The organism is Cystobacter fuscus, assembly GCF_002305875.1.
In the GTDB taxonomy this organism is placed as follows: Bacteria; Myxococcota; Myxococcia; order Myxococcales; family Myxococcaceae; genus Cystobacter; species Cystobacter fuscus_A.
Map to the genome: position 1 here is coordinate 6,260,141 of NZ_CP022098.1, position 26,033 is coordinate 6,286,173.

General features: G+C 69.0%; 25 protein-coding genes. 22 read left to right on the forward strand and 3 right to left on the reverse strand.

Going from position 1 to position 26,033, the window contains the following annotated elements; genetic code table 11:
* Nucleotides 1-10: 10 nt before the first annotated feature.
* The 3 genes from CYFUS_RS25490 to CYFUS_RS52935 are packed head-to-tail and all read left to right on the forward strand — an operon-like array spanning nt 11 to nt 2,510.
* On the forward strand, nt 11-784 hold the full coding sequence (locus tag CYFUS_RS25490) for an ABC transporter ATP-binding protein (RefSeq protein WP_095987597.1): 774 nt from the start codon (nt 11-13) through the stop codon (nt 782-784).
* Complete coding sequence (locus CYFUS_RS25495) at nt 781-2,163, forward strand: putative ABC exporter domain-containing protein (RefSeq protein ID WP_232536785.1); 1,383 nt, start codon at nt 781-783, stop codon at nt 2,161-2,163. Before CYFUS_RS25490 ends, CYFUS_RS25495 begins: the two co-directional genes overlap by 4 nt.
* Nucleotides 2,142-2,510, forward strand: coding sequence for a hypothetical protein (locus CYFUS_RS52935; protein ID WP_232536786.1), 369 nt, complete (start codon nt 2,142-2,144; stop codon nt 2,508-2,510). The genes CYFUS_RS25495 and CYFUS_RS52935 overlap by 22 nt, the downstream gene beginning before the upstream one ends.
* Nucleotide 2,511: 1 nt before the next feature.
* On the opposite strand, the gene CYFUS_RS25500 is transcribed toward CYFUS_RS52935, so the two are convergent.
* Together CYFUS_RS25500 and CYFUS_RS25505 are read right to left on the reverse strand one after the other, a co-directional pair.
* Nucleotides 2,512-2,820 carry a hypothetical protein gene (locus tag CYFUS_RS25500; RefSeq protein ID WP_095987598.1) on the reverse strand — a complete coding sequence of 103 codons (309 nt, stop codon included), beginning with the start codon at nt 2,818-2,820 and terminating at the stop codon, nt 2,512-2,514.
* 9 nt (nt 2,821-2,829) lie between these two features.
* On the reverse strand, nt 2,830-3,189 hold the full coding sequence (locus tag CYFUS_RS25505; RefSeq protein WP_232536787.1) for a hypothetical protein: 360 nt from the start codon (nt 3,187-3,189) through the stop codon (nt 2,830-2,832).
* Nucleotides 3,190-3,270: 81 nt separating this feature from the next.
* Here CYFUS_RS25505 and sppA point away from each other — a divergent pair, with 81 nt between their 5' ends.
* The 18 genes from sppA (at nt 3,271) to CYFUS_RS25595 (ending at nt 23,135) form a co-directional block, all read left to right on the forward strand.
* Complete coding sequence (gene sppA / locus CYFUS_RS25510; RefSeq protein ID WP_095987599.1) at nt 3,271-4,980, forward strand: signal peptide peptidase SppA; 1,710 nt, start codon at nt 3,271-3,273, stop codon at nt 4,978-4,980.
* 13 nt (nt 4,981-4,993) lie between these two features.
* On the forward strand, nt 4,994-5,524 hold the full coding sequence (locus CYFUS_RS25515; RefSeq protein WP_198316061.1) for a zf-TFIIB domain-containing protein: 531 nt from the start codon (nt 4,994-4,996) through the stop codon (nt 5,522-5,524).
* A 280-nt stretch (nt 5,525-5,804) separates the two neighbouring features.
* Entirely contained in the window at nt 5,805-6,782 is a 978-nt protein-coding gene (locus CYFUS_RS25520) for an ABC transporter permease (RefSeq protein ID WP_095987601.1), read from the forward strand.
* Between the two features lie 25 nt (nt 6,783-6,807).
* Nucleotides 6,808-7,797, forward strand: coding sequence for an ABC transporter permease (locus CYFUS_RS25525; protein ID WP_095987602.1), 990 nt, complete (start codon nt 6,808-6,810; stop codon nt 7,795-7,797).
* Nucleotides 7,787-8,776: an ABC transporter ATP-binding protein gene (locus CYFUS_RS25530; RefSeq protein ID WP_232536788.1), complete on the forward strand. Its 990-nt coding sequence runs from the start codon at nt 7,787-7,789 to the stop codon at nt 8,774-8,776. The genes CYFUS_RS25525 and CYFUS_RS25530 overlap by 11 nt, the downstream gene beginning before the upstream one ends.
* A complete protein-coding gene (locus CYFUS_RS25535; RefSeq protein ID WP_095987603.1) occupies nt 8,773-9,798 on the forward strand; it encodes an ABC transporter ATP-binding protein in 1,026 nt (341 codons plus the stop codon). Before CYFUS_RS25530 ends, CYFUS_RS25535 begins: the two co-directional genes overlap by 4 nt.
* A 42-nt stretch (nt 9,799-9,840) precedes the next feature.
* Nucleotides 9,841-11,214, forward strand: a complete 1,374-nt coding sequence (locus CYFUS_RS25540; protein WP_095987604.1) for a GH1 family beta-glucosidase — start codon at nt 9,841-9,843, stop codon at nt 11,212-11,214.
* Between the two features lie 954 nt (nt 11,215-12,168).
* Nucleotides 12,169-12,795, forward strand: a complete 627-nt coding sequence (locus CYFUS_RS25550; RefSeq protein ID WP_232537828.1) for a hypothetical protein — start codon at nt 12,169-12,171, stop codon at nt 12,793-12,795.
* A 127-nt stretch (nt 12,796-12,922) separates the two neighbouring features.
* Complete coding sequence (locus CYFUS_RS25555; RefSeq protein WP_095987607.1) at nt 12,923-14,011, forward strand: Mrp/NBP35 family ATP-binding protein; 1,089 nt, start codon at nt 12,923-12,925, stop codon at nt 14,009-14,011.
* A gap of 31 nt (nt 14,012-14,042) precedes the next feature.
* Nucleotides 14,043-14,510, forward strand: coding sequence for a hypothetical protein (locus tag CYFUS_RS25560; RefSeq protein WP_095987608.1), 468 nt, complete (start codon nt 14,043-14,045; stop codon nt 14,508-14,510).
* A gap of 5 nt (nt 14,511-14,515) precedes the next feature.
* On the forward strand, nt 14,516-14,923 hold the full coding sequence (locus CYFUS_RS25565; protein ID WP_095987609.1) for a hypothetical protein: 408 nt from the start codon (nt 14,516-14,518) through the stop codon (nt 14,921-14,923).
* Nucleotides 14,924-14,988: 65 nt separating this feature from the next.
* Nucleotides 14,989-15,837, forward strand: a complete 849-nt coding sequence (locus CYFUS_RS25570) for a 3-hydroxyacyl-CoA dehydrogenase family protein (RefSeq protein ID WP_095987610.1) — start codon at nt 14,989-14,991, stop codon at nt 15,835-15,837.
* Nucleotides 15,838-15,851: 14 nt separating this feature from the next.
* Nucleotides 15,852-16,628 (forward strand): enoyl-CoA hydratase-related protein, encoded by a 777-nt coding sequence (locus tag CYFUS_RS25575; RefSeq protein ID WP_095987611.1) that lies wholly within the window; start codon nt 15,852-15,854, stop codon nt 16,626-16,628.
* A 101-nt stretch (nt 16,629-16,729) separates the two neighbouring features.
* Nucleotides 16,730-17,872, forward strand: a complete 1,143-nt coding sequence (locus tag CYFUS_RS25580) for an acyl-CoA dehydrogenase (RefSeq protein WP_095987612.1) — start codon at nt 16,730-16,732, stop codon at nt 17,870-17,872.
* Between the two features lie 14 nt (nt 17,873-17,886).
* The gene (locus CYFUS_RS25585; protein WP_095987613.1) at nt 17,887-18,378 is read left to right on the forward strand and encodes an AgmX/PglI C-terminal domain-containing protein; all 492 of its coding nucleotides are present in this window, start codon (nt 17,887-17,889) and stop codon (nt 18,376-18,378) included.
* A 10-nt stretch (nt 18,379-18,388) separates the two neighbouring features.
* Complete coding sequence (locus CYFUS_RS25590; protein ID WP_095987614.1) at nt 18,389-19,534, forward strand: acyl-CoA dehydrogenase family protein; 1,146 nt, start codon at nt 18,389-18,391, stop codon at nt 19,532-19,534.
* Between the two features lie 142 nt (nt 19,535-19,676).
* Nucleotides 19,677-19,835: a hypothetical protein gene (locus CYFUS_RS50920; RefSeq protein WP_157758653.1), complete on the forward strand. Its 159-nt coding sequence runs from the start codon at nt 19,677-19,679 to the stop codon at nt 19,833-19,835.
* Nucleotides 19,836-19,904: 69 nt separating this feature from the next.
* Nucleotides 19,905-23,135: a lantibiotic dehydratase gene (locus CYFUS_RS25595; protein ID WP_095992222.1), complete on the forward strand. Its 3,231-nt coding sequence runs from the start codon at nt 19,905-19,907 to the stop codon at nt 23,133-23,135.
* Nucleotides 23,136-23,145: 10 nt separating this feature from the next.
* Here CYFUS_RS25595 and CYFUS_RS25600 read toward each other — a convergent pair whose 3' ends face one another.
* Nucleotides 23,146-23,838 (reverse strand): TetR/AcrR family transcriptional regulator, encoded by a 693-nt coding sequence (locus CYFUS_RS25600; protein ID WP_095987615.1) that lies wholly within the window; start codon nt 23,836-23,838, stop codon nt 23,146-23,148.
* A 456-nt stretch (nt 23,839-24,294) separates the two neighbouring features.
* Between CYFUS_RS25600 and CYFUS_RS25605 the strand changes: the two genes are divergently transcribed.
* Nucleotides 24,295-26,004, forward strand: coding sequence for a 30S ribosomal protein S1 (locus tag CYFUS_RS25605; RefSeq protein ID WP_002621058.1), 1,710 nt, complete (start codon nt 24,295-24,297; stop codon nt 26,002-26,004).
* Nucleotides 26,005-26,033: the final 29 nt, after the last annotated feature.

The window sequence follows — 26,033 nt, forward strand, 5'->3', positions numbered from 1 at the left end:
TGTCACCCCTATGAGCGAGGTGACGGCGCCGGTGCTGCGGGTCGGTGGGCTGGAGAAGACCTACGGCGAGGTGAAGGCGGTACAGGGCGTGACGTTCCAGCTCGCTCCGGGCGAAGTGCTCGGCCTGGTGGGGCCCAATGGCGCGGGGAAGACGACCACGCTGCGCTGCCTGGCGGGCATCCTGCCTCCGTCGGCCGGACGCATCACGGTGGCGGGGTATGACTTGGCGCAGCATCCGGTGGAGGCCAAGCGCTCCCTGGCGTTCCTGCCGGACGAGCCGCGCCTCTTCGAGTACCTCACCGTCTGGGAGCACCTGAACTTCGTGGCCCGGTTGTATGGCGTGGAGGACTGGGAGCCGCGCGCCCGGGCGCTGCTGGACGAGATGGAGCTCACGGGCAAGGAGAAGGCCCTGCCGGGCGAGCTGTCGCGCGGGATGAAGCAGAAGCTGTCCATCGCGTGCGGCTTCCTGCACACGCCGCGGCTCATCATCCTGGACGAGCCGCTCACGGGGTTGGATCCCCTGGCCATCCGCCGGATGAAGGCCTCGCTGCGCCGGCGCGCGGAGGAGGGCACGGCGCTGGTGCTCTCCTCGCACCTGTTGCCGCTGGTGGAGGAGCTGTGCCACCGCCTGCTCATCATCGCCGGGGGGCGGGTGGTGGCGCTGGGGTCGCTGCCGGAGATCCGCGCGCGGCTGAGCGGGCCCGAGGCCGCGGGCGCGTCCCTGGAGGAGCTCTTCATCCGCATCACCAGCGCGGCGCCCGGGCCGGAGCGCGAGGCGACATGAGCTTCGCGCGCGCGGTGGTGTTCCTCTGGGCGGCCTCGGCGCGCAACCGCGTGCTGCACCAGGTACGGCGGCTGCGCCAGCCGAAGTACCTCGTGGGGGCATTGGTCGGCGCGCTGTATGTCTATTCGCTGTTCCTGCGGCGCCTGGGCTACCAGCAGGAGTGGGGCGTGGTGTCCCCCATGGCCCGGCTCTTCAGCGAGTTCATGCTCGGCACGGCCATGCTGGGCACGCTGCTGTCGGCCTGGGCGCTGGGGCCCGATCGGCCCGCGCTGTCCTTCAGCGAGACGGAAGTCCAGCACCTCTTCCCCGCGCCCGTGTCGAGGCGGGAGCTGCTGCACTTCAAGCTCGCGCGGGGGCTCGGGGGCGCGGCCGTGGGAGCGCTCGCCGCCACCGTGTTCGTCAGCCGCGTGCTCACGCCGCACCCCGTGCTCTTCTTCCTGGGCACCACGGTGACGCTCGCCACGGTGAGCCTGCACGTGACGGCGGCCTCCTTCATGCGCACGCGGCTCGCCCGGCGCGGCACGTCCGGCACGGTGGTGCGCTGGGTGCTGCTCACGGCCGTGTGCGCCGTGCTGATTGGCGCGGCCATGGAGGCGTTGAGCCACCATCCCTTTCCGGAGGAGGGGTGGAATCCCCTGATGTTGCGGCAGTGGGTGCTCGCGTTGAGCACGTCGCCGGCGCTGTGGCCGGGGCGCGCGCTGGTGGCCCTGCCGCTCGCACAGGACGTGGGCGCCTTCCTGCGGCGCCTGCCACTGGGGCTCGGCCTGCTCGCCGTGCACTACGCGTGGGTGATGAAGGCGGCGGTGCCCTTCGAGGAGTCGGTGGTGGGGCGCGCCGAGGAGCGGGCCCGGATCCGGGAGCAGCTGGCCCAGCGCGGGGGCCGGAGCATGCCCCCGCGGGCGAGCGCGCCGCCCTTCCGGCTCGCGGCGGTGGGCCGGCCGGAGGTGGCGATCCTCTGGAAGAACCTCATCGCCGGCAGACGGACGGGGAGCGTGGGACGGCTCGTCGTCGCGGCGCTGCTGGGTGGGGGGGTGGCCGTGGCGGCCTCGGGCGAGAGCCCGGGCGAGGCGCTCGCCCAGCTCAGCGGCTTCCTGTCGCCCCTGTGTGGGGGCTTCGCGGTGCTGCTGTGCTTCTTCGGCCCGTCGGCCGTGCGGATGGATCTGCGGATGGATCTCCCCCGGTTGGAGCAGCTGCGCGCGCTGCCGCTCACGGGCCGGCAGGTGGTGGCCGCGGAGCTGGCCGCGCCCGCGCTGGTGCTCGGAGTCGCGCAGGTGGGGCTGCTGGCGGTGGCGGTGGGCGGCTCGGTGTGGCGCGCGGAGGGGTGGGACGAGCTGTGGGTGGCGCTGGGGCTGGGGCGGTGTGGCTCCTGCCCGCGGTGACGCTGGGTGGGCTCTTCGTGCAGAACGCGGCGGTGGTGCTCTTTCCGGCCTGGCTGCCGCCCGAGGGCGAGCGGGCGCGGGGGCTGGAGGCCATCGGCCAGCGGCTGTTGACGCTGGTGGGCACGATGGTGGTGTTGCTCGTGGGGATGCTGCCCGCGGCGTTCCTGGCGGCGGTGGTGGGCTTCGGGCTGTACCAGCTCCTGGACGCCGGGGTGTGGGCACTGCCCTTCGCGGGCTTCACCGCGGCGCTGGTGCTGGTGACCGAGGTGGCCCTGGGCATCGTGGCCCTGGGCCATGCCTTCGATCAGCTCGACGTGTCGGTGGAAGGCACGGGCGTGACGTCCTGAGTCAGTGGGGCCCGGCCACGTCCGGGGGCGCGGACAACGTGCGCACCACCACCGCGCGGCAGGCCCCGCACACGCTGCCGCCTCGTTCCCAGTGCACCTGCTCCTCCAGCTCCTGGGGGGACTCGGAGCCGTTCTCGAGCCGCTTGAGCAACGTGGCGAGCTCATCCTCCGCGTCCGGGGTGCCCGGCCGCGCGGCGGTGCCGATCACGTCCTGCTCCCCCTCGAGCACGAGGGTGAAGCGATAGTACAGCTCGACCGGGGCGATGACGCGCCCGCAAGCGGCGCACGTCTTGGAGCGGGGGCCGGGCATGGCGCGGGACTACTGCTCGCTGGCGTCCTCGCTCCCGCGGCTGCTGGAGACGCCGAAGGTGTTGGCCGCGGCGATGTCGCGGGTGGTGCCCTTGTAGGCGCGCCAGGCGAAGGGCGCGGTGACGGCGAAGGCGATGACGGCCAGTCCGATGGCCTTCCAGGGAATGGGCTCTTCCTTGACCTTGATGTCCTTGGTGTAGGCGTTGATGTTGGACTTCGGCCGGGCGCGCGCGGCGTTGCGCTCCTCCAGGGTCATCTCCGTGTCCTGGTAGGAGTTGAGCTGCCGGCGCTGCTGGGGCTGGGAGAGGGCGGCGCCTCCCGAGACGAGCACGAGGACGGCCAACAGACGCGAGAAGCGGGACAAGTGCATGGGCGGGCAGCCTATCACGACCTGACAGCAGCCAAGAACAGGGCTTGCTTCGCCTCCCGGGCTCCACTAGGCGCGGCTGCCGTGCGCCTGCTCTTCGTTCCCCTGGTCAACCTGTTGTTGTTGCTCCGTGCCCTGCTGGGCCTGCCGCTGCGCCTGTTGGGGGCCCGGAGTCGCCCCTCCTACGTGCGCTTCCGGTTGTCGGGAGACCCCGCCTACCGCGAGCCGGGGCGCGCGCCCCGCCTGGGTCTGCTCGGTACCCAGGGGCGTCCGGAGCCCGCCACGGTGACGTCCCTGGAGCGCCTGCGCGAGGACCTCGCCCTCCTGGCGAGGGATCCGGCGATCAAGGGCATCCTCCTGGAGATGGGCGAGCTGGCGGTGCCGCCGGCCAAGCGGGACGTGCTGGTGAAGCTGCTCGCGGACTTCCGGGCGGCGGGCAAGCGGGTGGTGGCCTGGGCGGTGAGCACGGACAGCCTGGGCTATCAGGTGATGTGCTCGGCGGACGAGGTGCTGCTCAGCCCCGCGGGGCGGCTGGAGCTGGTGGGCTACGCGGCGGAGGCCACCGCGCTGGGCGAGGGCCTGGGCCGGCTGGGCATCCAGGCGCACTTCTTCCGGCGCGGCGAGTACAAGACGGCGCCCGAGCTCTTCACGCACCCCCAGGTGTCGGACATCCAGCGGCGCACGCTGGAGGCCTTCCTGGATGAGCGCTACGGGGAGCTGGTGGATACCGTGGCGAGGGGCCGGCGCCGCACGCCCGAGGAGGTGCGGCGGTGGATCGACGTGGGGCCCTACAGTGCCCGGCGCGCGGCGGCCGAGGGGCTCGTCGACGGGCTGTGCGACGAGATGGACCTGCCGAAACGGCTGGGCCTGAGCACCGGCGAGGACGAGGAGGGGGAGGGGGTGGAGTCCATGGAGCTGTACCGGGCGCGGCTGCCGTGGCCGCCGGTGCGGTGGCGGAAGCTGAAGCGCAAGCCCCGGCTCGCGGTGGTGCCGGTGTCGGGGATGATCGTCACGGGCAAGGGCGGCACGGGCGTGGGTCCGGAGCTGTCGGGCTCGGAGACGGTGGTGAAGGCGCTGCGCGCGGCGGGGAGGGATCGGCGCTCGCGCGCGGTGGTGTTGTACGTGGCGAGCTCGGGGGGCTCGGCGGTGGCCTCGGAGATCATCCTGGAGGCGGTGCAGCGGGTGGCCCGGAAGAAGCCCGTCATCGCCTTCGTGGACCGGGTGGCGGCCAGCGGCGGCTACATGGCGGCGCTGGGCGCGCGGGAGATCTGGGCCACGCCGCACGCCATCGTGGGCTCCATTGGCGTGTTCGGAGGGAAGTTCGACGTCTCCGGGCTGCTGGCGAAGCTGGGGGTGCACCGCACGCTCATCACCCGGGGCGAGAGCGCGGGCATGTTCTCCTCCTCGCGCGGCTTCACCGAGCGCGAGCGGGAGCTGATGGAGGCGGAGATGGAGGAGACCTACCAGGCCTTCCTGGAGCGGGTGGCCCGGGCGCGGGGGCGCACCACGGAGGAGATCCACGCGCTGGCGGAGGGGCGGGTGTACAGCGGGCAGCGGGCGCGCGCGGCGGGGCTGGTGGACCGGACGGAGGGCGGCTTCGAGGAGGCGTGCGCGCGGGCCATGGAGCTGGCGAAGGTGCCGGGGCCCTTCGAGCTGAAGACGTTCGGAGGTGGCGGCCGGCGCTTCTCGCTGCTGCGGCTGTTGTTGGGGGGCGGCGCCCAGACGGGCACGTATGCCTTCTGCCCGACGGCGTGGAGCCTGGAGGGCTTCGGAAGAGGGGAGCGCTTCGAGTAGCCTCGTGCCTCGCATGGCGCGACCCTGTCCCCTGTGCGCGAACGAGCAGCTTCGGCCCCTGCGTGTCTCCCACGTGGAGGTGGGCACGTGCGTCCAGTGCCACGGGCTGTGGTTTCCCCGGGGGGCGTGGGCGCGCGTGCCGGATCGTCCTCCCCTGCGGGCCTTCCTCGGAGCGGCGCGCCGGGCCCCCTCGCGCTGCCGGAAGAAGGGCCACCTGATTCCCCCGGAGCGCGGCACGTGCGCCACCTGCGCCAGCGCCCCCCTGGCCTGTCCGGACTGTGGCCAGCGGCTCGCCCGGGTGGTGACGCGCGCCGGCCCCGTGGAGGTCTGCCCGCACTGCGAGGGGCTCTGGTTGGACGCGGGCGGCTACGCGCGGCTGGAGGGCGTGACGGATCTCCAGGCGGCTCCCGCCAGCGCGGGGAAGACTTCCATCCAGACATGCTCGGCATGCGCTGACACGATTCAGTCAGACATGTTCGTGTATGAGGGAGATGTCTATTGTTCCCGCTGCCGGCCTCCGGGCGCCGTCCCCCGGCAGCGGTAGAAGGCGCCTCGGAGCGCGTCGCCGTTCAAATGCAGACACTTTGCTCGACGCATTGCAGCAATTGACGCGCCGCAACACCCTCTGGGGGAATCGAAACGTTTGCGGAAATCGATTGGAGGGCTTTTTCCGCTGGAGATTCGTGGTAATCAACGATGCGTGAAGGAGGTCCGAAAGGGCACTCCCTCGTGAAGCGGATCCCCCACAGCCCCAGCAGACCCACCCGCTCCGTCCCGGAGCGGGCTCAAGCCCGAGACATCTTCATCGCGGAGAGTCAAGCGCCGTGCGTCATCTATTGAAGAACCTGGGGCTCTATGCCCTCGCCGCGTGGGCCTCGCTCACGCTCAATTTCATCATCCCCCGGATGATGCCGGGAGACCCCGCGTCGGCGATGTTCGCGCGCTTCGCGGGTCAACTCCAGCCCGAGGCCATCGAGGCCCTGCGCGCCGCGTTTGGTTTCACCAACGAGCCGCTGCTGCAGCAATACTTCACATATCTGTCCCATATGTTCCAGGGAGATCTGGGCATCTCCGTGGCTTATTTCCCGGCGTCGGTGACGGAGGTCATCGGCACGGGGTTGGGGTGGACGCTGCTGCTGTCGGGCACCGCGGTGATGATCAGCTTCGCGCTGGGCTCGCTGCTTGGGGTGATCGCCACTTGGCGGCGCGGGGGCTGGCTCGACTCGACGCTGCCCCCGCTGCTCAGCTTCCTGGGCGCCTTTCCCTACTTCTGGCTGGCGATGGTGGTGCTCTACGGGCTGGGCTACTCGCTGGGCGCCTTCCCGCTGCGCCACGCCTACAGCGACATGATCGCGCCGTCGCTGAGCGGTGAGTTCATCGCGAGCGTCGCCGAGCACATGGTGCTGCCCGCCACGTCGATCGTCGTCGCCTCGCTGGGCGGGTGGATGCTCGGCATGCGCAGCACGATGGTGGGTGTGCTGGCCGAGGACTACATCTCGCTGGCCAACGCCAAGGGCCTGTCGCAGGGGCGCATCATGTTCCACTACGCCGCGCGCAACGCCCTGCTGCCCAACATCACCGGGTTCGGCATGGCGATCGGCTTCGTGCTGTCCGGCTCGCTGCTCACCGAGATCGTGTTCTCGTACCCCGGGCAGGGCTACCTGCTCATCCAGGCGGTGCGCAACCAGGACTACCCGCTCATGCAGGGCATCTTCCTGACGATCACCCTGGCGGTGCTGGGCGCCAATCTCCTCGTGGACATCCTCTATGTATGGCTCGATCCCCGGACGCGTGCGCGCTAACGGGAGTCGAGGGCGGGAGCCTACAATGCAAGTCGCGAATCAAAGTGTTGCGCAAATGGGCGAGGCGGGTGGCGTGAAGCCGGTGGCCCGGAGGAGTCCGCGCACGGGACTGCTCTGGCAGTTGCTGGGCAACCGCAAGGCGTCGGTGGGGGTGGGCCTGGTGCTCTTCTTCATCGCGATGGCGCTCTTCGGGCCCCTGCTCGTGTCGCATGACCCGGGCGCGTTCGTGGGGGCGCCGCACGAGGCGCCCTCGGCCGAGTTCCCCTTGGGGACGACGGGGCAGGGCCAGGACGTGCTCGCGCAGACGGTGGCGGGCGCGCGCACGTCGCTCACGGTGGGCTTCATCGTGGGCCTGACGGTGATGGTGATTGGCGCCATCATCGGCATGACGGCGGGCTACTTCGGAGGCTGGGTGGACAGCGCCCTGTCGCTGCTCACCAACGTGTTCCTCATCATCCCCGGCATGCCCATGGCCGTGGTCATCGCGGCCTACCTGCGGCCCGGGCCCGTCACCATCGGCGTGGTGCTGGTGGTCACCGGGTGGGCCTGGAACGCGCGCGTGCTGCGCTCGCAGATGCTGGCGTTGCGCGAGAAGGACTTCGTGTCCGCCGCGCTCGTGAGTGGCGAGGGCCACCTGCGCATCATCTTCCGGGAGATCCTCCCCAACATGACGTCGCTGCTGATGAGCGGCTTCATCTCCGCGACCATCTACGCCATTGGCGCCCAGGTGGGCCTGGAGTTCCTGGGCATCGGCGACGTGGGCGTGGTCACCTGGGGGACGAACCTGTACTGGGCGAGCAACAACGCGGCGCTCTTGACGGGCGCGTGGTGGACGGTGGTGCCCACGGGCGTGTGTGTGGCGCTCGTCGGCTTCGCGCTCGTGCTCATCAACTTCGCGATCGACGAGATGACCAACCCCCGGCTGCGCACGGATCGCGGTTGGACGCGCATGCTCAAGCTCAACAAACTGGAAGAGGGTCTGTCGACCCCGGTGGTGAAGCGTCATGGCCGCTAACGCAATCGCGACTGCCCCCGCGCAGCCACTGCTCTCGGTGAGGGATCTGCGCGTGGAGTACATGACGCCCTCCGGGCCCGTGTGCGCCGTGGACGGGGTGTCCTTCGAGATCGGCCGCGGCGAGGTGCTCGGGCTCGCGGGCGAGTCGGGCAGTGGCAAGTCCACCGCGGCCCAGGCGTTGCTGCGGCTGTTGCGCCCGCCCGCGATGATCACCGGCGGCGAGGTGCTCTTCGACGGCCAGGACGTGCTCGCGATGAACAACGAGCAGCTGCGCCAGTTCCGCTGGAGCAAGATGTCGTTCGTGTTCCAGAGCGCGATGAACGCCCTCAACCCGATCCTCTCGATCGGCGAGCAGATCGCGGACGCCATCCAGGCGCACGTGCCGATGAAGCAGGCCCAGGCGATGGAGAAGGCCGCCTCGCTGCTCAAGCTCGTGGGCATCGACAGCTCGCGCCTGTCGAGCTACCCGCACCAGCTCTCGGGCGGCATGCGCCAGCGCGTGGTGATCGCCATCGCGCTCGCGTTGGATCCGCCGCTGATGATCATGGACGAGCCCACGACGGCGCTCGACGTGGTGGTGCAGAAGGAGATCCTCCAGCAGATCACCGAGCTGAAGAACAAGCTGGGCTTCTCCATCCTGTTCATCACGCACGACCTGTCGCTGCTGCTCGAGTTCTCCACGCGCATCGCCATCCTCTACGCGGGGCGGGTGGTGGAGACGGCCACCTCGAGCGAGCTGTTCCACACGCCCAAGCACCCGTACACCAAGGGGCTGTTGAGCTCCGCGCCCTCGCTGCGTGGGCCGCGTGGCAAGCTCGTGGGCATTCCGGGCTCGCCGCCGGACATGCGCGTTCCTCCCCCGGGCTGCCGCTTCAACCCCCGCTGCCCGCAGGTGATGGCTCACTGCCGGACCGAAGAGCCCAAGGTGAGCACGTTCGGCTCCCACCACCTCAGCGTCTGCCACCTCCACGCCCCATGACGACCCCCGCTCCCGAGCGTCAGCCGCTCCTCGAGGTCAAGAACCTCACCAAGTACTTCAACGTGGGCGGTGGCTTCAAACCGAAGCGCCTGCGCGCCCTCAACGACATCTCCTTCTCCCTCCATGAGCGCGAGGTCATCGCGCTGGTGGGGGAGTCGGGCAGTGGCAAGAGCACCATCGCGCGGTTGATCGCGCGGCTCATGCCCGTGTCGGGCGGGAAGATCGTCTTCAAGGGACGGGACGTCCTCGCCGAGGAGCCGAAGCACGCGTCGCGTGACTACCGCTCGCTCGTGCAGATGATCTTCCAGGATCCGTTCGGCTCGTTGAACCCGGTGCACACGCTCGGCTACCACCTCGAGCGGCCGCTGATGCTGCACAACAAGGCGAGAACCGACGAGGAGCTCCGGGCGCGCGTGCACGAGCTGCTCACGACGGTCGACCTCAACCCGGCCGCGGAGGTCGCGGAGAAGCATCCGCACCAGCTCTCGGGTGGACAGCGCCAGCGCGTGGCGATCGCGCGTGCCCTGGCGCCCGAGCCCTCCGTCATCCTGGCCGACGAGCCCATCTCCATGTTGGACGTCTCCATCCGGGTGGGCGTGCTCAACCTGATGGAGCGCCTCAAGGAGGAGCGGGGCATCTCCTACCTGTACATCACGCACGACCTCGCGAGCGCGCGCTACTTCGCGGACCGCACCATGGTGCTGTACGCGGGGCACCTGGTGGAGAGCGCTCCGAGCGAGGAGTTGATGCAGCGCCCGGCGCACCCCTACACCCAGTTGCTGTTGTCGGCGGTGCCGGATCCGACCAATCCCATGACGGGGGAGTTCAAGGGCAAGCCGGGCGCGCCCGTGCTCATCGATCCGCCTCCGGGCTGCCCGTTCGCCGCGCGCTGCCCCCACGTCCTGCCCGTCTGCCGCGAGCAGATGCCGGGCAGAACACAACTGGACGCGAACCGTTGGGTGAGCTGCCACCTCCACGGCCAGGGCACCGCGGCCGCTCCGGAGAAGACCGCCGAGGCGTAGCGCCCCTCCTTCTTCCCTCGTTCAAGAGGCTCCAGCACACGTATGTCACTCATCAGCTTCCCGAAGGATTTCCTCTGGGGTACCGCCACCTCGTCGTACCAGATCGAAGGCGCCGCGACGGAGGACGGGCGGGGCGAGTCGATCTGGGATCGCTTCTCCAAGACGCCCGGCAAGGTGGGTGACGGGACGAACGGCGACGTGGCGTGTGATCACTATCACCGCTATCGCGAGGACATCGCCCTGATGAAGAGCCTGGGGATGCAGGCCTACCGCTTCTCGGTGGCGTGGCCGCGCATCCTGCCCACGGGCCGGGGCAAGGTGAATCAGAAGGGGCTCGACTTCTACAACCGCCTGGTGGACGGGTTGCTCGAGGCGGGCATCACCCCGTTCGTGACGCTCTACCACTGGGATCTCCCCCAGACGCTGCAGGATCAGGGCGGCTGGCCCCGGCGCTCCACCGCCGAGGCGTTCGTCGAGTACACGGAAGTCGTCGCGCGCGCGCTCGGGGATCGGGTGAAGAACTGGATCACCCACAACGAGCCCTGGTGCATCAGCCTGCTCAGCCACGAGAAGGGCCTGCACGCGCCGGGCATCAAGGACTTCCGGCTGGCACTCGCGGCGAGCCACCACGTGCTGCTGTCGCACGGCTGGGCGGTGCCCGTCATCCGCGCCGCGAGCCCGGGCGCCCAGGTGGGCATCACGCTGAACCTGTCGCCCGCGGAGCCCGCCTCGCCGAGCGCCGCCGACTACGACGCGTTCCGCCACCACGACGGCTACTTCAACCGCTGGTTCCTGGATCCGCTGTACGGGCGTCACTACCCGGCGGACATGATCGCGGACTACATCAAGGCCGGACACCTGCCGTCCGAGGGCTTCACGGTGGTGCAGCCGGGGGACCTCGAGGCGATCGCGGTGGACACCGACTTCCTGGGCGTCAACTACTACAACCGCGCGGTGCTGCGCAGCGACAAGGTGTCCGAGGAGAGGAACCACCCGCGCACGGTGCACCTCGCGCCCGAGTCGGAGTGGACGGAGATGGGCTGGGAGGTCCACCCGGACAGCCTGCGCAAGCTGCTCACGCGGCTGCACGTCGACTACGGGCCGCGCAAGTTGTACGTGACGGAGAACGGGGCAAGCTTCTCGACCCCGCCGGATGCCCAGGGCCGGGTGCCCGACGTGAAGCGGCTCAACTTCCTGCGCGACCACTTCCTCGCGGCCCGCAAGGCCATGGACGCGGGCGCGCCGCTGGCCGGCTACTTCGTCTGGTCCTTCATGGACAACTTCGAGTGGGATCGCGGCTACCTGCAGCGCTTCGGCATCGTCTGGGTGGACTACAAGACCCAGCAGCGCATCCCCAAGGACAGCGCGCTCTGGTACCGGGACGTCATCAAGGCCAACGGCGTGCAGGTGCCCTGAGATGCCGTCAAGCGCCCGAGAAGACGCTGGGCCCATCCTTCATGCACGGACGAGTTGAAGGGCTCTCCTGCAGGTATCCGCGGCCCAGCTGTTGGGGGGAAATCTCTTGCCGAGCACCGTCAGGAGTTGGAGGAGGGAGGGCTTCCCACAGGGCAACTCTCCGTCCCATTGCTCCGGAACAAGATTCCCCTGAGCGTCGGGGACGCGACTCGTCAAGCCGAACAATGCACCGCATTCATAACGGGTAAAGGAGTCGTCCTGGTGCGCCGCGCCCGACCCGCAGATGGGGCAGGAGCCAGGGAGTCGCTCCGCCTTCAGCTCTCGTAACCGCAACCACACTCCGATTCCAGACTCGGGCAACTTGGGGGCGGGTCGGTTGCTCACCCCTTGCAACAGCCTACCGACGGGGACCCACTCTGGATGGCGGAGGCACCAACTGCCCACGAGTTCTAGCGCCCTCTCGGCGGACACGTTCCAACAAGGGGGAACAGCCTCCCACCCCCTGGGCTTCTCCTGCTCCTCCGGCTCTGGAGGGGCGTAGGCGCCCAGGCAGGCGTAGACCACCGTGCCTTCCGGAAAGTCCATCCCCGAGTTCTCGGGCGCGATCGGAGCTGAACCACAGATGGGGCAGTGAGGGGGCGGCTCCTCGTTGGTCGGCAGTTCTGGCAGGGCCGCGCTCAGACGCAACTGCCTTGGGTCCGAGAGATCCGTCCCGGGTGGCAGATGGGGGAAGATGGCATCTGTCATGTTCGAGTCCTTCATTCTGGACAGAACCGACAAAAGACACCTGGCGAAGCAGGCACCGCAACCCACTTCGAGGGGCCTTGAACCGGGCGGCCCTACATGGCCGCGCTGCGTCGCGCGTCGTGGGGGTCTTTCCCCTTGAGCTCGGGCGTCGTCTCTCCAGCGGCGCGGCACGGGGGTTTCCGCTAACCTCGGAGGTCCCTCGTGCCCATGCTCCGCCAGCTTCCCCTCCGCTGCTTTCCGCTCACCGTCGGCCTCGCGCTGGTGTCGTCCCTCGTGGGCTGTGCCCATGCTCCGGGCCCCCGCGAGGTGGCCACGGCCTATGTCCGGGCCCTGGAGGAGAACCGGCTGGAGGCCGCTTCCGCCCTGACGAGCCTCTCCCCCGAGGAGCGCGCCACGTTCCTCACGCACTACGCGGACACGGAGGCACGGCGCGCCCGGATCGCCCAGGTGCTCGCGGCCCTTCCCGCGCTCCGGGCCCAGGGCCCCTCGCTGTCCCTCATCGAGTCGAAGGATGGCTGGCGGGTCGTCGAGGAGTCCCCCCAGGACGCGCCCCGGGCCTGTCTGTCGCGGTTCCTCGACGCGACGGAGGCCGCCGACTGGGAGACCGCCTGGTCGCTCCTGTCCTCCTCTCTGCGGGCCCGGTACACCCCGGAGCGGCTGCGGGAGGACTTCCAGCGCGAGCCCCTGGCGGCCGAACGGGTGCGCCGGGCGCGACTCTCGGTGAAGGGCCCGGTGGAGGTGACGGAGGAGGGGGCGGCGTTCCCCCTGGGAGAGCAACGGGCGGTGCGGCTCACGCGGGAAGCGGGCGAGTACCGGGTGGAGGCGCTCGAATGAGGCGGCGTGCATCCGGGCCGGTGGAAGATTAGAGGAGGTTGACACCACCGGGCCCGCTGGCTATTGCGCGCCCCATCCGAGGGCCGTCCCCCGCCCTCGGGGTTCCACAAGGATTCAGGTACTCCAGATGAGCGTTTCCGAGCGCGACATCCTCGCGGCGATGTCGAAGGTGATGGATCCCGAGCTGCACATCGACCTCGTGAAGGCCGGGATGGTCAAGGACGTCCGCGTGGAGGGCGACAAGGCGAAGCTGAAGATCGAGCTGACCACGCCCGCCTGCCCGATGAAGGGGAAGATCCAGGCGGACGCGGAAGCGGCGCTCAAGCAGGTGCCGGGCCTCAAGACGTTCGACATCGAGTGGGGCGCGCAGGTGCGCTCGGCGCCCGCCGGCATGGGCGGTCCCCAGGGCCAGGCGCTGCTGCCCCAGGTGAAGAACGTCATCCTGGTGGGCGCGGGCAAGGGTGGGGTGGGCAAGAGCACGGTGTCGGTGAACCTGGCCACGGCCCTGGCGCGCGATGGCGCCACGGTGGGCCTGCTCGACGCGGACTTCTACGGCCCGTCGGTGCCCCTGATGACGGGCATCACCGAGAAGCCCACGAGCCCGGACGGCAAGACGCTGCTGCCCATGGAGAAGCACGGCCTCAAGGTGATGTCGATCGGCTTCCTCGTGGAGGCGGAGCAGGCGCTCATCTGGCGTGGGCCCATGCTGCACGGGGCGCTGATGCAGCTCATCCGCGACGTGCGCTGGGGCGAGCTGGACTACCTCATCCTGGACCTGCCCCCGGGCACGGGCGACGTGGCGCTGACGCTGTCCCAGTCGGTGCGGGCCGCGGGCGCGGTGCTGGTGACGACGCCGCAGGACGTGGCACTCGCGGACGTGGTGCGTGCCAAGCAGATGTTCGACAAGGTTCACATTCCCGTGCTGGGCATCGTGGAGAACATGAGCCAGTTCATCTGCCCGAACTGCTCGCACGCCACGCACATCTTCAACCGGGGTGGCGGCCAGAAGGCGGCGCAGATGTTCAGCATCCCCTTCCTGGGAGAGATTCCCCTGGACTTGAAGATCCGCGAGTCGGGTGACGCGGGCGTGCCCGTGGTGCTCAGCGCGCCGGACAGCCCCGAGGCCCTGGCCTTCCGGACGATGGCGCGCAACATCGCCGGCCGCGTCTCCACCGAGAACATGCGCGTGGCGGTGAAGCTCCCGGTGGTACGCTAGTCGCCTCCCCGTCCCCCCACGAGGCCCCCCGATGACGACCGGCAAGGAACCCGACAAGGACTTCGATCCGCTGCTCGACGAAGGGCAGGAGCGGGGAGAGGGGTCTCGCGCGAGTTTCGTGCCCGAGTTCATGCGCAAGGTGGCCGTGGCGGGGCTGGGCGCCCTCTTCATGACGGAGGAGGGGCTGCGCGCGATGGCCGGCCAGCTCAAGCTGCCCAAGGAGGTGCTCGGCTACGTGCTCGGGCAGGCGGAGAAGACGAAGGACGAGGTGGGTCGGGTCGTCTCCGAGGAGCTGCGGCGCTTCCTCCAGTCGGAGAAGCTGCGCGACGAGGTGCTCAAGCTCCTGTCGGGGATGACCATCGAGGTGAAGGCGCAGATCCGCCTGGTGCCCGCGGACAAGGACGACAAGGAGCAGGCCGAGCCCCTGCGCACCAAGATCGCCATCTCCGAGCTGGGCACGCGCCGCGGCGGCAAGAAGGCCGCCGTGAAGAAGGAGTAGGGCGGGTGGAGGACGAGGCGGGGCGGAGGGACTGGCGTCGGCATCCCCTCGTGCGGCGGCTGCCGTTGCTGCTGCTGCTGGCGCTGGGCCTGTGGTGGTGGAAGGGCTCGGACGTGCCCGAGCGCGAGCTGGTGTGGCGGCTGGAGGGCCCGGGTTGGAGTGACGTCCGCGCGCTCGACGTGCAGGTGAAGGACGCGGAGGGCGACCTGCTCAAGCGCGTGATGCTCACCTTCCCGAGCGGCCCCCCGGCGTCACTCACCGTGAAGGCGGAACTGGCCGCCGGGACGTACGAGGTCTGGGTGTTTCCCCGGGGACAGCACGGACCGTCCCTGCCGCCCCGAGTGGAGCGCCTGACACTTGGAACCGAGGATCTCCGGGTGGAGCGGAACCTGAGGATGGCCGGGAGTCGTTGACCGGTGGGGGGGCGGGGGCTATAGCCCGCCCGGTTCCAAACCGCTCGAAAGAGGTCGCGAACGCCATGGCAACGGAGCACGTCGTCGTCGTCGGGGCAGGACAGATGGGGTCGGGCATCGCCCAGGTGGCGTTGCAGGCGGGCCTGCGCGTCACGCTGGTGGATGTGTCGAAGGAGGGTCTCGCCAAGGGGGCCGATCGCATCCGCGCGGGCCTCAAGAAGCTCGCGGAGAAGGGCAAGCTGGACGAGGCCCGGCTCCAGGCGGCGTACGCGAACCTGGCCACCGCCGAGCGCGCCACCGAGGTGCGGGACGTGGACTTCGCCGTCGAGGCGGTGACGGAGAACGAGGAGCTCAAGCGCCGCATCTTCGTGGAGCTGGACGGCGTGGTGAAGCCGGGGGGCATCATCGCCACCAACACCTCGTCCATCTCCATCACCCGCATCGCCGCGGCGACCAAGCGCCCCGAGAACGTCATCGGCATGCACTTCATGAACCCGGTGCCGATCATGCAGCTGGTGGAGATCATCCGGGGCGCGGCCACCTCCGAGGAGACGTACCAGACGACGCGGGCGCTCGCGGAGAAGATGGGCAAGACGACGGTGGTGTCCAAGGACTTCCCGGGCTTCATCGTCAACCGCATCCTCATCCCCATGCTCAACGAGGCGTGCTTCGCGCTGATGGAGGGTGTGGGCTCGGTGGAGGACATCGACACGGCGATGAAGCTGGGCACCAACCAGCCCATGGGCCCGCTGCAGCTCGCGGACTTCATCGGCCTGGACACCGTGCTCTACATCGCCGAGGTGCTCCACGAGGGCCTGGGCGACGACAAGTACCGCCCGAGCCCCCTGCTGCGTCAGTACGTGGACGCGGGCTGGTACGGCAAGAAGAGCGGCCGCGGTTTCTACAAGTACTAGGACGGGACAACACCATGGCCTACGAGAACATCCGGCTGGACACCGAGGGCGCCGTCGCCGTCCTCACCATCGACCGCCCCAAGGCGCTCAACGCCCTCAACACCCAGACGTTCCTCGAGATGGAGTCGGCGCTGCTGCTCCTGCCCTCGCAGGTGCGCGCGCTCATCGTCACCGGCGGGGGCGACAAGGCCTTCGTGGCGGGGGCGGACATCGCGGAGATGGCCACCATCGGCTCGGCACAGGCGCGGGAGTTCTCCGCGCTCGGCCACCGCGTCATGCACCTGCTCGAGCGGCTCACCATCCCGACGATCGCCGCGGTGAACGGCTTCGCGCTCGGCGGCGGGTGTGAGCTCGCGCTCGCGTGCGACCTCATCTACGCGTCGGACAAGGCGAAGCTGGGGCTGCCCGAGGCCACCCTCGGCGTCATCCCGGGCTTTGGCGGCACCCAGCGCCTGGCGCGCGCGGTGGGCAAGATGCGCGCGAAGGAGCTCATCTTCACCGCCGACCGGCTGGACGCGGCCAAGGCCAAGGAGATTGGCCTCGTGCTCGAGGTGCTCCCGGCCGACCAGCTCCTCGCGCACTGCAAGGCGGTGGCGGCCAAGCTCATCAAGAACGGCCCGATGGCCCTCTCCCAGGCCAAGCGCGTCATCGAGCTGGGCGCCGATCAGGATCTCCGCACGGCCAACGAGCTGGAGAGCCAGGCGTTCGGAGTGCTCTTCGGCTCCGAGGACCAGAAGGAAGGCATGAAGGCCTTCCTCGAGAAGCGCCCGGCGGTCTTCTCCGGCCGGTAGACGGCCCGGCGGGTGCTCGGGCGCCCCGCCTTTCAGCCAACCCTGTATCCGGGACACATGGCCCATACTATGTACCCGGCGTCTTTCTCCCCAGGAGTGCCATGAACTTCGAGCCGAGCGACATCCAGCGTGAGATCCAGCGGGTATGCCGCGAGTTCGCCGCGCGCGAGCTGACCCCCAACGCCCGCAAGTGGGACGAGCACCACCAGTGGCCCACCGAGGCGGTGAAGAAGCTCGCGGAACTGTCCCTGATGGGCGTGGCGGTGCCCGAGGAGTACGGCGGCGCGGGCCTGGACAACGTCTGCTACGCCATGGCCATGGAGGAGATCAGCCGCGGCTGCGCCTCCACGGGCGTCATCATGAGCGTGAACAACTCGCTCTACTGCGATCCGGTCAAGCGCTACGGCACCGAGGAGCAGAAGAAGGAGTTCCTCACGCCGTTCGCCCGGGGCGAGAAGCTCGGCTGCTTCGGCCTCACCGAGCCCGAGGCGGGCAGCGACGCTGCCGCCCAGAAGACCACGGCGGTGCGCAAGGGTGACGAGTACATCATCAACGGCTCGAAGAACTGGATCACCAACGGCCCCAAGGCCGACGCCATCGTGCTGTTCACGATGACGAACAAGGAAGCGGGCAACCGGGGCATCACCGCGTTCCTGGTGCCCACCAACACCCCGGGCTTCATCCGGGCCGAGCCCGACAAGAAGATGGGCATCAGCGCGGCGCACTCGTGCAGCATGTTCTTCGAGGACATGCGCGTGCCGGCCCGGAACATGCTGGGCAAGGAGGGCGATGGCTTCAAGGTGGCGATGAGCACGCTGGACGGCGGGCGCATCGGCATCGCGGCGCAGGCGCTGGGCATTGCGCGTGCGGCCTTCGAGGAGGCGGTGCGCTACTCGGGCGAGCGCAAGAGCTTCGGCAAGCCCATCCGCGAGCACCAGGCCATCCAGTTCATGATCGCCGACATGGCCACGGAGATCGACGCGGCGCGCCTGCTGGTGCTGCGCGCGGCGCTGCTCAAGGATCAGGGCGTGCGCCACTCCGCCGAGAGCGCCATGGCCAAGCTCTACGCGAGCGAGATGGCCAGCCGCGTGGCGAACAAGGCCCTGCAGGTGCACGGCGGCATGGGCTACTCGAAGGAGATGGACGTGGAGCGCCACGTGCGCGACGCGCGCATCACCGAAATCTACGAGGGGACGAGCGAGATCCAGCGCATCGTCATCTCGGCCAACCTGCTCAAGGACTAGGGAGTCGACGACCCATGAAGCGACCGTTGATCACGATGGCGGTGGTGTTGTCGGCCGGCCTGGCGCTGGCGCAGGGCGCGGCGGGCAAGAAGAGCGCATCCGTGGCCACGGACGCGGGAACCCCGGCCGCCGAGCCGGGTGGCTCGGGGAAGAAGGCCGCGCCGCCGGCCCGGCCGCAGCCGCCGGACGTCACCAAGCTGCCCTTCACCCCGGACTCCATCCGCATGGTGATGAACTACTACTCGCGGGACATCCAGGAGTGCTACGAGGAGATCCTCGCGAGGAAGGGCAGCAATGTGGAGGAGGGCCGCATCCTGACGACCTTCACCATTTCTCCCGACGGCTTCGTGCGCAACGCCCAGGTGGCCAAGGCGGGCACGACGATCAAGAACGAGCGGCTCAACGAGTGCGTGGTGAACGTGCTCACCAGCATCACGTTCCCCGAGCCCTCGGACAAGAAAGAGCACCCGATCGAGTACCCGTTCAACCTCAAGGCCATCAAGTAGGAAGCCCCCCGTGAACCTCGAACTCACCGAGACCCAGACGCTCATCCGGGACACCGCGCGCAAGTTCGCGCGCGAGCGGGTGGCGCCCCAGGCGCGCACCTTCGATCGGGAGGAGACCTTCGCCACGGAGCTGTACCGGGAGCTGGCCTCGCTGGGGCTCATGGGGGTGAACATCTCCGCGAAGTATGGGGGCGCCGAGGCGGGCGTCGTGGCGTACTCGCTGGCGATGATGGAGATGTCGGCGGCGTGCGCGTCGACGTCGGTGACCATGGCCGTCACCAACATGTGCGCCGAGCTCATCCACACGTACGGCACCGACGCGCAGCGCGAGAAGTTCGTGACGCGGCTGACGTCGGGCGAGGCGGTGGCGGGCTCGTTCGCGCTCTCCGAGCCGCACGCGGGCTCGGATCCGCGCGCCATGCGCACCACGGCGGTGCGGCGTGGGGACACGTGGGTGCTCAACGGCAGCAAGCAGTGGATCACCTCGGGTGAGTTCGCGGGGGTGATGGTGGTGTGGGCGCAGACGGGAGGGCAGGGGGGCAAGGGCATCTCCGCCTTCATCGTGGAGGGCGGCACGCCGGGGCTGCACGTGGGCAAGCACGAGGACAAGATGGGCCTGCGCGCGTCCAACACGGTGAGCCTCACCTTCGAGGACTGCGCCATTCCCGCGGACAACCTCCTGGGCAAGGAGGGGGATGGCTTCAAGCTGGCGATGATCGCCCTGGACGGTGGGCGGATTGGAATCGCCTCGCAGGCGTGTGGCGTGGCCCGGGCGGCGCTGGACGCGAGCGTGCGCTACGCGAAGGACCGCAAGGCGTTCGGCCAGGCGATTGGAGGGTTCCAGGGCCTGAGCTTCATGATGGCGAACATGGCCACGGAGCTTCAGGCGGCGGAGCTGCTCACGCTGCGCGCGGCGACCCTCAAGGAGGAGGGCAAGCCGTTCACCCGCGAGGCGTCCATGGCGAAGCTGTTCGCCAGCGAGATGTCCAACCGCGCGGTGGACAAGGCGGTGCAGATCCACGGCGGCTACGGCTACATCGACGAGTTCCCCGTGGAGCGCTACTTCCGCGACGCCCGCGTGCAGACCATCTACGAGGGCACCAGCGAGGTGCAGCGCCTCGTCATCGCCCGCGAGACGTTCAAGCTGTTCGGCTGAAGCGCGGAGGTGACACGTCACTCGTCGAGCCCATCGGGGAACGGCTCCTCGTCAGTCATTGCATCGGTATTGTAACTGTTGACAGGGTGTGAAGGGTTTTTTACTCTTTCCTGAGTTCCCCGTTGTTCTCCCGGAGGAAGTCATGGACCACGACAAGAAGACGCCCAAGCCGGACTCGAAGCTGTCGCTCAAGAAGGAGACGCTGCGCGCTCTCGCCGATTCCGAGGTCTCGGTGCGCGAAGGCGCGAAGGCGATGAGCTTTACTCGTCCTCCGACGTGGTCTCGTCCTCCGACGTGGTGAGCTGAAGTGGTGGGAACAGCCTGAGTGAGCACTCCTGCTCCTCGGCTGTTGCCCCTCGTGACCGCGTCCATGACTGAATCCCGGCCACTGCCGAGCTTTACCGCTTCGGGATTCTTCGCCCTCCGCACCCCCCTGCTTGCCTTTGACGCCCTCGTGGAGTGGGCCCGGGGAGTGGAGTCGGCCGACGCGGTCTCTGGAATCACCCTGGAAGATGCACTGAAGCGGGACCGGCGCGTGCTGCGTGAGCGGCTGATGCGCTGGGTCGCGGATCCCGTGGTGCGCGAGGCCCTCTTCCTCGCCTCACCGGTGCTCGACGAGAGCCTGGGCGTGTGGGCGTCCGAGCCGGAGTCGGAGCGCGGACAGAAGGTGGAGCGCTCCCTGGTGCGCTATTTCGCGCGCATGGCGGGCCGCGCCACCCCCTTCGGATTGTTCGCGGGCCTCTCCGTGGGCCGGATGGATTCACGGACCCGGTTGTGTGTCTCCGAGCGCTCCACTCTTCGCCGCCACACCCGGCTGGACATGGACTACGTCTGTGCCCTGGTAGAGCAGGTACGCGTCCTCCCCGAGGTCCGCGATGCCTTGCTCTACGTGCCCAACACCAGTCTCTACCGTGCCGCGGGACGGTGGCGCTATCTGGAGATGCGGGTGCGCGGGCGCGAGCGCTCCTATCACCTGGTTGGCGTGGAGCCCACGCCCTATCTGGATGCCACGCTGGAGGCGGCCCGGGACGGCGCGAAGCTGGAGGCACTGGCGGCCGGGCTGGTGGCGAGTGATCCCGAGGTGTCGCTCGAGGAGGCCCTGACCTACCTCGAGACGTTGGTGGCCGAGCAGCTCCTGGTTCCCACCTGGGCGCCCCCTCTGACTGGCCCCGAGCCCGTGCCCTACCTGCTCGAGGGCGCGCGGGACGTGCCCGGTCTGGCCCCCCTGAGGCAGTGCTTGTCCGCCGTCCACGAGACCCTGTCCCGGATGGATGCCGGAGCCCCGGGGCATGCGCCCGAGCTCTATCGCGAGCTGGCACGTGGCCTGGAGGTCCTGCCCACTCCCATCGAGCTGCCCCGCCTCTTCCAGGTGGACACCTTCCGGCCAGTGTCCGAGGCCACCCTGGGTGCGCAGGTGGTGGAGGAGATGCTGCGCGGCGTCCAGGTGCTCCAGTCCATCACTCCGCCCGAGGGCGACGAACACCTGCTCAACCGCTTCCGCACCCTCTTCCTCGAGCGCTATGAGAACCGCGCGGTGCCGCTGATGGAGGCGCTGGACGAGGAGGGTGGCATCGGCTTCGCGCTCTCCCGGGGACGGGGGACGGGGACCGGCCCCTTGCTGGCGGGCTTCCTCTTTCCCGGGGAGGACGCGAGCGGCGGCGCGCGGAGCCGTTGGGAGTCCCGCCATCAGTACCTGCTGCGCCGACTGGAGGCGCTCTGGGCCTCGGGGCTCCAGGAACTGGTGCTCACTCCAGAGGATCTGGAGGCCATGAAGGCTCCGGTGACCAGCCCCCTGCCGGATGCCTTCGGGGTGGTGGGCACGGTGGTGGCCCGCTCCGCCCAGGCGGTGGACCAGGGCGAGTTCCAGGTAACCCTCGAGCAACTTCATGGTCCCTCGGGTGCCCTGTACCTGGGACGCTTCTGCCACGGAGATCCACAGCTGGAGCGCTGCGTGCGCGAGCACCTGCGCGCCGAGGAGGCCCTGCGGCCGGACGCCGTCTTCGCGGAGATCGTCCATCTGCCGCAGGGCCGCATGGGCAACGTCATCTGCAGGCCCCAGCTGCGGCGCCACGACATCGCCTTCCTCGGGCAGTCGGGCGCCGAGAGAGCCGAATGCATCTCCGTGGCGGATCTCTGGGTCTCCGTGGAGGGGGAGCGCGTCGTCCTGCGCTCGCGGCGCCTGGGCAAGGAGGTCATCCCCCGGCTGAGCAACGCCCACAACTACGCGTCCTATGGTCTGGGCGTGTACCGCTTCTTGTGCATGATGCAGAACCCCCACCGCATGGGGCTTCGCTTCCAATGGGGTCCCCTGGGACAGGCGCGTTTCCTGCCTCGGGTGGTCCATGGTCGAACCGTGCTCTCGCTGGCGACGTGGCGCGTGGACGAAGAGACCCTGCGGCAGTGGAGGAAGACGCGGGGCGCCGAGCGCTTCGCCGCCGTCCAGCACCTGCGGGCTCGGCTCCGACTGCCGCGCTGGGTGCGTCTGGTGGACGAGGACAACCGGTTGCCCGTGGATCTGGACAATGTCCTGAGCGTGGAGACGTTCGTGCATCTGGTGAAGGACCGCTCCTTCCTCCAACTGGAGGAGCTCTTCCCGGGTCCCGACGCGCTCTGCGTGGAGGGCGGGGATGGCCACTACGTGCATGAGGTGGTGGTGCCCTTCGTCCGCCAGGCCTCCTCCAGGGGCTCCGCTTCATCGGCGCTCATTCCCCACGCCGTGCCCCGCCGCTTTCCTCCGGGCTCCGAGTGGCTGTATCTCAAGCTGTACGGCGGCTCGGCCACGCTGGATCGGTTGATGAGCGGCGTGCTGGGAGACACCCTGCGCCATGTGCTGGATTCGGGGGCGGTGGATCGCTGGTTCTTCCTGCGCTACGAGGATCCGAACGTGCACCTGCGGCTGCGCTTCCACGGGACGCCCGCGCGCCTGGAGTCGGAGGTGTGGCCCGCGCTGCGCGCCGCGTGCGAGGCCAGTCTGGAGGAGGGGACGGGTTGGCGTGTGCAGCTCGACACCTACGAGCGCGAAGTGGAGCGCTATGGCGGACCGGTCGGCATCGAACTGGCCGAGGAAATCTTCAGCGCCGACAGCGAGGCCGTGCTGGCATTGCTCCAGGCCTACCCCGGGGATGAAGGGGCGGAAGTGCGCTGGCGCATGGCCCTCAAGGGCATGGATGCGCTGCTGGAGGACCTGGGACTGAGCTTGGAGGACAAGTTGCGTGTGGAAGAGCGGGCCCGCGCGGCCTTCCATGCCGAGTTCCGGGTGGACAAGCGTTTCGAGGAGCAGCTTGCTCAGCGCTACCGCCGGGAGAGCCGGGAATTGGAGGCCCTGATGGCGGCTTCCCCGGATGTACGCGGTCCAGCGCGGCCGGGGTTGCTGGCGTTGCGGCGCCGCGGCGAGCGGCTGCGGCCCGTGGTGGAACGACTGCGCCAGACCGAGCGGGAGGGCCGTCTCACCGTCGCGGTGGAACGGCTGGCGGAGAGCTTCCTCCACATGCACGTCAACCGCCTGCTGTCGGAGGATCAACGCGCCCAGGAACTCATCCTCCATGATTTCCTGGTGCGGCTGTACCGTTCCCGTCTGGCGCGGATGAAGAAGGACTCCTGAGCGAGGACCTTCAGCGCCCTCGGGGAGGTTCCAATCCGAGGGCGGCATCGAGGAGCGCGGCGAGCACGGCGCGAAAGCGCGCGTCGGCCTGAGCGTCCTCGGTTCGCCCGAGCCCCGGCAGCAGCACGTGCCGGGCGAGCGTGTACCCCTGCGCCGCGCACAGTCCCACGAGCAGCGTCATCTCCAGGGCCTCGCGAGAGGGGGGCGGCTGCCCTTGCACGGCAGCGACCCGGCCCACCTGCGCCTCCAGCACATCCATCACCCGGCGCGGACCCTGGTCCAGGGACAGGTGCTCGCCGCGCCCGGTGAGCAGCGCCCACGCCATCAGCCGGACGTTCCCCTCGTCCTGGAGGATCGGCGAGAAGAGCTCCAACCACTGGCCGATGTCGGGGGGCTCCCTGGACTCGAGCATCCGTTGCCAGAAGCCATCCGCCAGCAGCCGGGCCCGACGCTGGAACACCTCGCGCACCAGCGCCTCGTAGGTGCCGAAGTAGTGCGTGACGAGCGCATGGCTCACCCCCGCGGCGCGCGCCACCGCTTGCAGTCCCACCCCGTCCGGCCCCCGTTCACTCAGCAGCGGCTCGGCCGCCTCGAGGATGGCCTCCCGCGCCTGCTCCGGGGAGCGGCGCCGCGAGGACGCGGGGGAGGGGGAGCGGGGAGCACGCGGAGTCTTCTCGCGGCGGGTGGGGCGCCTGGTGGCCATCGCGCACGAACCTACCTTCCGCCCCCTCCCGCCATGCGTCCCTCATTGGCGGGGATGACAACGAGCCGACGCTTGTTGGCAGCCGTGACAGCGAATGCGCGCGAAAAACCCGGGGTCCGCTCTGGATCCGAGCCGCTCGGCTGATCGCCCTGCGACCAGGGACCAATGATCCGCATGCATCGAGACCCACCAGGACCTACAGTCCCGCCAAGGCACGAAACCTCCTTATGAGCCTCTTCGTGGGTCACGAAGGACGCTTGGCGCCGCGACGGTATTGACAGATCCAGAAGCCTGGCCGCGTGCTCCCTTGACTGCCGGTCCAACCGGTGTCTAGGGTGCGCGGCTTCGAGTCAGCTCCACTGTGGTGCTGATCGCGGGCCACTCGTAGCTCCCCGCGAGTGGCCGACGTCCAACAACCGGGGGCAGTAGCACCGTTTCCCAAGGATTCCCTACCAAATGCAGCAGAATGTGAACCAGCAGATCGGAGAGGTCGGCGACGAGGATTTTGCCGCGATGTTCGAGGCCTCGCTCAAGGAGCGAGGGGGCGAAGGCATCCTCAAGGAAGGCGAGATCGTCAAGGGCACCGTCGTTCAGGTGACCAAGGACTATGCCATCGTCGACATCGGCTACAAGTCCGAGGGCCAGGTTCCGATCTCCGAGTTCACCAGCCCTCGTGGCGAGGTCTCCGTCAAGGCGGGCGACCCGGTCGAGGTCCTCCTGGAGAGCCGCGAGAACGACACCGGCATGGTCGTCCTCTCCAAGGAGAAGGCCGACAAGATGCGTATCTGGGACGAGATCAGCGCCGCGTGCGAGCGCGATGAGATCGTCAAGGGCACCATCGTGGGCCGCGTGAAGGGTGGCCTCTCGGTCGACATCGGCGTCAAGGCGTTCCTGCCCGGCAGCCAGGTGGATATCCGCCCGGTGCGCAACCTCGACCAGTACATCTCGAAGGAATTCGAGTTCAAGGTCATCAAGTTCAACAAGAAGCGCGGCAACATCGTGCTCTCCCGCCGCGTGCTGCTCGAGAAGCAGCGCGAGGAGATGAAGAAGGAGACCCTCAAGAACCTCAAGGAGGGTGCGGTCCTCAAGGGCGTGGTCAAGAACCTCACCGACTACGGCGCCTTCATCGACCTGGGCGGCATCGACGGCCTGCTCCACATCACCGACATGTCGTGGGGCCGCATCGGTCACCCCTCCGAGATGTTCAACGTGGGCGATGAGGTCCGCGTCGTCGTCCTCAAGTTCGACCCCGCGCAGGAGCGCGTCAGCCTGGGCCTGAAGCAGATCCAGGAGGATCCGTGGCACCGCGCCGACGAGAAGTACCCGGTCGGCACGCGCGTCAAGGGCAAGGTCGTCTCCATCACCGACTACGGCGCGTTCATCGAGATCGAGCAGGGCGTCGAGGGTCTGGTGCACGTGTCCGAGATGTCCTGGACCAAGCGCCTCAAGCACCCGAGCAAGATGCTGGAGGTCGGCCAGGAGGTCGAGGCCGTCGTCCTCGACATCGATCCCAAGGCCAAGCGCATCGCGCTCGGCATGAAGCAGATCGAGCAGAACCCCTGGACGCTGCTCGAGGACAAGTACCCGATCGGCTCGGTCATCAAGGGTCAGATCCGCAACGTCACCGACTTCGGCGTGTTCGTCGGCGTCGAGGAGGGCGTGGACGGCCTGGTGCACGTGTCCGACATCTCGTGGACCCAGCGCATCAAGCACCCGGGCGAGATGTTCAAGAAGGGCGACGAGGTCGAGGCGGTGGTGCTCAACATCGACGTCGAGAACGAGCGCTTCAGCCTGGGCATCAAGCAGCTCCAGCCGGACCCCTGGGACACGCTCAGCGAGCGCACCCCGGTGGGCAGCCGCGTGAAGGGCAAGGTCACCAAGGTGACGGACTTCGGCGCCTTCGTGGAGATCGAGCCCGGCATCGAGGGCCTCGTGCACGTCTCCGAGCTGAAGGAGGAGCGTGTCGAGAACCCGCGTGACGTGGTGCAGGAGGCCCAGGATGTCGAGGTGAAGATCATCGACATCAACACCCAGGACCGGAAGGTCGCCCTGTCGATGAAGGCCCTCATCGGCGAGGGTGAGGACTACCGCGAGTACCTCCGCCGCCAGGCCGAGGGATCCAAGGCGCGCCTCGGCGACGTCATGGCGAGCAAGCTCAAGAAGTAGTCGGCTTCATCCCTCGCACGAGGGATGGC

What these genes read in the sequence shown, in the direction of transcription:
- CYFUS_RS25535 (WP_095987603.1), top strand. Translation starts at nt 8,773, where the DNA reads ATGACGACCCCCGCTCCCGAGCGTCAGCCGCTCCTCGAGGTCAAGAAC.
- CYFUS_RS25490 (WP_095987597.1), top strand. Translation starts at nt 11, where the DNA reads ATGAGCGAGGTGACGGCGCCGGTGCTGCGGGTCGGTGGGCTGGAGAAG.
- CYFUS_RS25505 (WP_232536787.1), bottom strand. Translation starts at nt 3,189, where the DNA reads ATGCACTTGTCCCGCTTCTCGCGTCTGTTGGCCGTCCTCGTGCTCGTC.
- CYFUS_RS25500 (WP_095987598.1), bottom strand. Translation starts at nt 2,820, where the DNA reads ATGCCCGGCCCCCGCTCCAAGACGTGCGCCGCTTGCGGGCGCGTCATC.
- CYFUS_RS25580 (WP_095987612.1), top strand. Translation starts at nt 16,730, where the DNA reads ATGAACTTCGAGCCGAGCGACATCCAGCGTGAGATCCAGCGGGTATGC.
- CYFUS_RS50920 (WP_157758653.1), top strand. Translation starts at nt 19,677, where the DNA reads ATGGACCACGACAAGAAGACGCCCAAGCCGGACTCGAAGCTGTCGCTC.
- CYFUS_RS25605 (WP_002621058.1), top strand. Translation starts at nt 24,295, where the DNA reads ATGCAGCAGAATGTGAACCAGCAGATCGGAGAGGTCGGCGACGAGGAT.
- CYFUS_RS25530 (WP_232536788.1), top strand. Translation starts at nt 7,787, where the DNA reads ATGGCCGCTAACGCAATCGCGACTGCCCCCGCGCAGCCACTGCTCTCG.
- CYFUS_RS25555 (WP_095987607.1), top strand. Translation starts at nt 12,923, where the DNA reads ATGAGCGTTTCCGAGCGCGACATCCTCGCGGCGATGTCGAAGGTGATG.
- CYFUS_RS25525 (WP_095987602.1), top strand. Translation starts at nt 6,808, where the DNA reads ATGCAAGTCGCGAATCAAAGTGTTGCGCAAATGGGCGAGGCGGGTGGC.
- CYFUS_RS25495 (WP_232536785.1), top strand. Translation starts at nt 781, where the DNA reads ATGAGCTTCGCGCGCGCGGTGGTGTTCCTCTGGGCGGCCTCGGCGCGC.
- CYFUS_RS25550 (WP_232537828.1), top strand. Translation starts at nt 12,169, where the DNA reads ATGCTCCGCCAGCTTCCCCTCCGCTGCTTTCCGCTCACCGTCGGCCTC.
- CYFUS_RS25600 (WP_095987615.1), bottom strand. Translation starts at nt 23,838, where the DNA reads ATGGCCACCAGGCGCCCCACCCGCCGCGAGAAGACTCCGCGTGCTCCC.
- CYFUS_RS25595 (WP_095992222.1), top strand. Translation starts at nt 19,905, where the DNA reads ATGACTGAATCCCGGCCACTGCCGAGCTTTACCGCTTCGGGATTCTTC.
- CYFUS_RS25570 (WP_095987610.1), top strand. Translation starts at nt 14,989, where the DNA reads ATGGCAACGGAGCACGTCGTCGTCGTCGGGGCAGGACAGATGGGGTCG.
- CYFUS_RS25575 (WP_095987611.1), top strand. Translation starts at nt 15,852, where the DNA reads ATGGCCTACGAGAACATCCGGCTGGACACCGAGGGCGCCGTCGCCGTC.
- CYFUS_RS25540 (WP_095987604.1), top strand. Translation starts at nt 9,841, where the DNA reads ATGTCACTCATCAGCTTCCCGAAGGATTTCCTCTGGGGTACCGCCACC.
- CYFUS_RS25515 (WP_198316061.1), top strand. Translation starts at nt 4,994, where the DNA reads ATGGCGCGACCCTGTCCCCTGTGCGCGAACGAGCAGCTTCGGCCCCTG.
- CYFUS_RS25585 (WP_095987613.1), top strand. Translation starts at nt 17,887, where the DNA reads ATGAAGCGACCGTTGATCACGATGGCGGTGGTGTTGTCGGCCGGCCTG.
- CYFUS_RS25560 (WP_095987608.1), top strand. Translation starts at nt 14,043, where the DNA reads ATGACGACCGGCAAGGAACCCGACAAGGACTTCGATCCGCTGCTCGAC.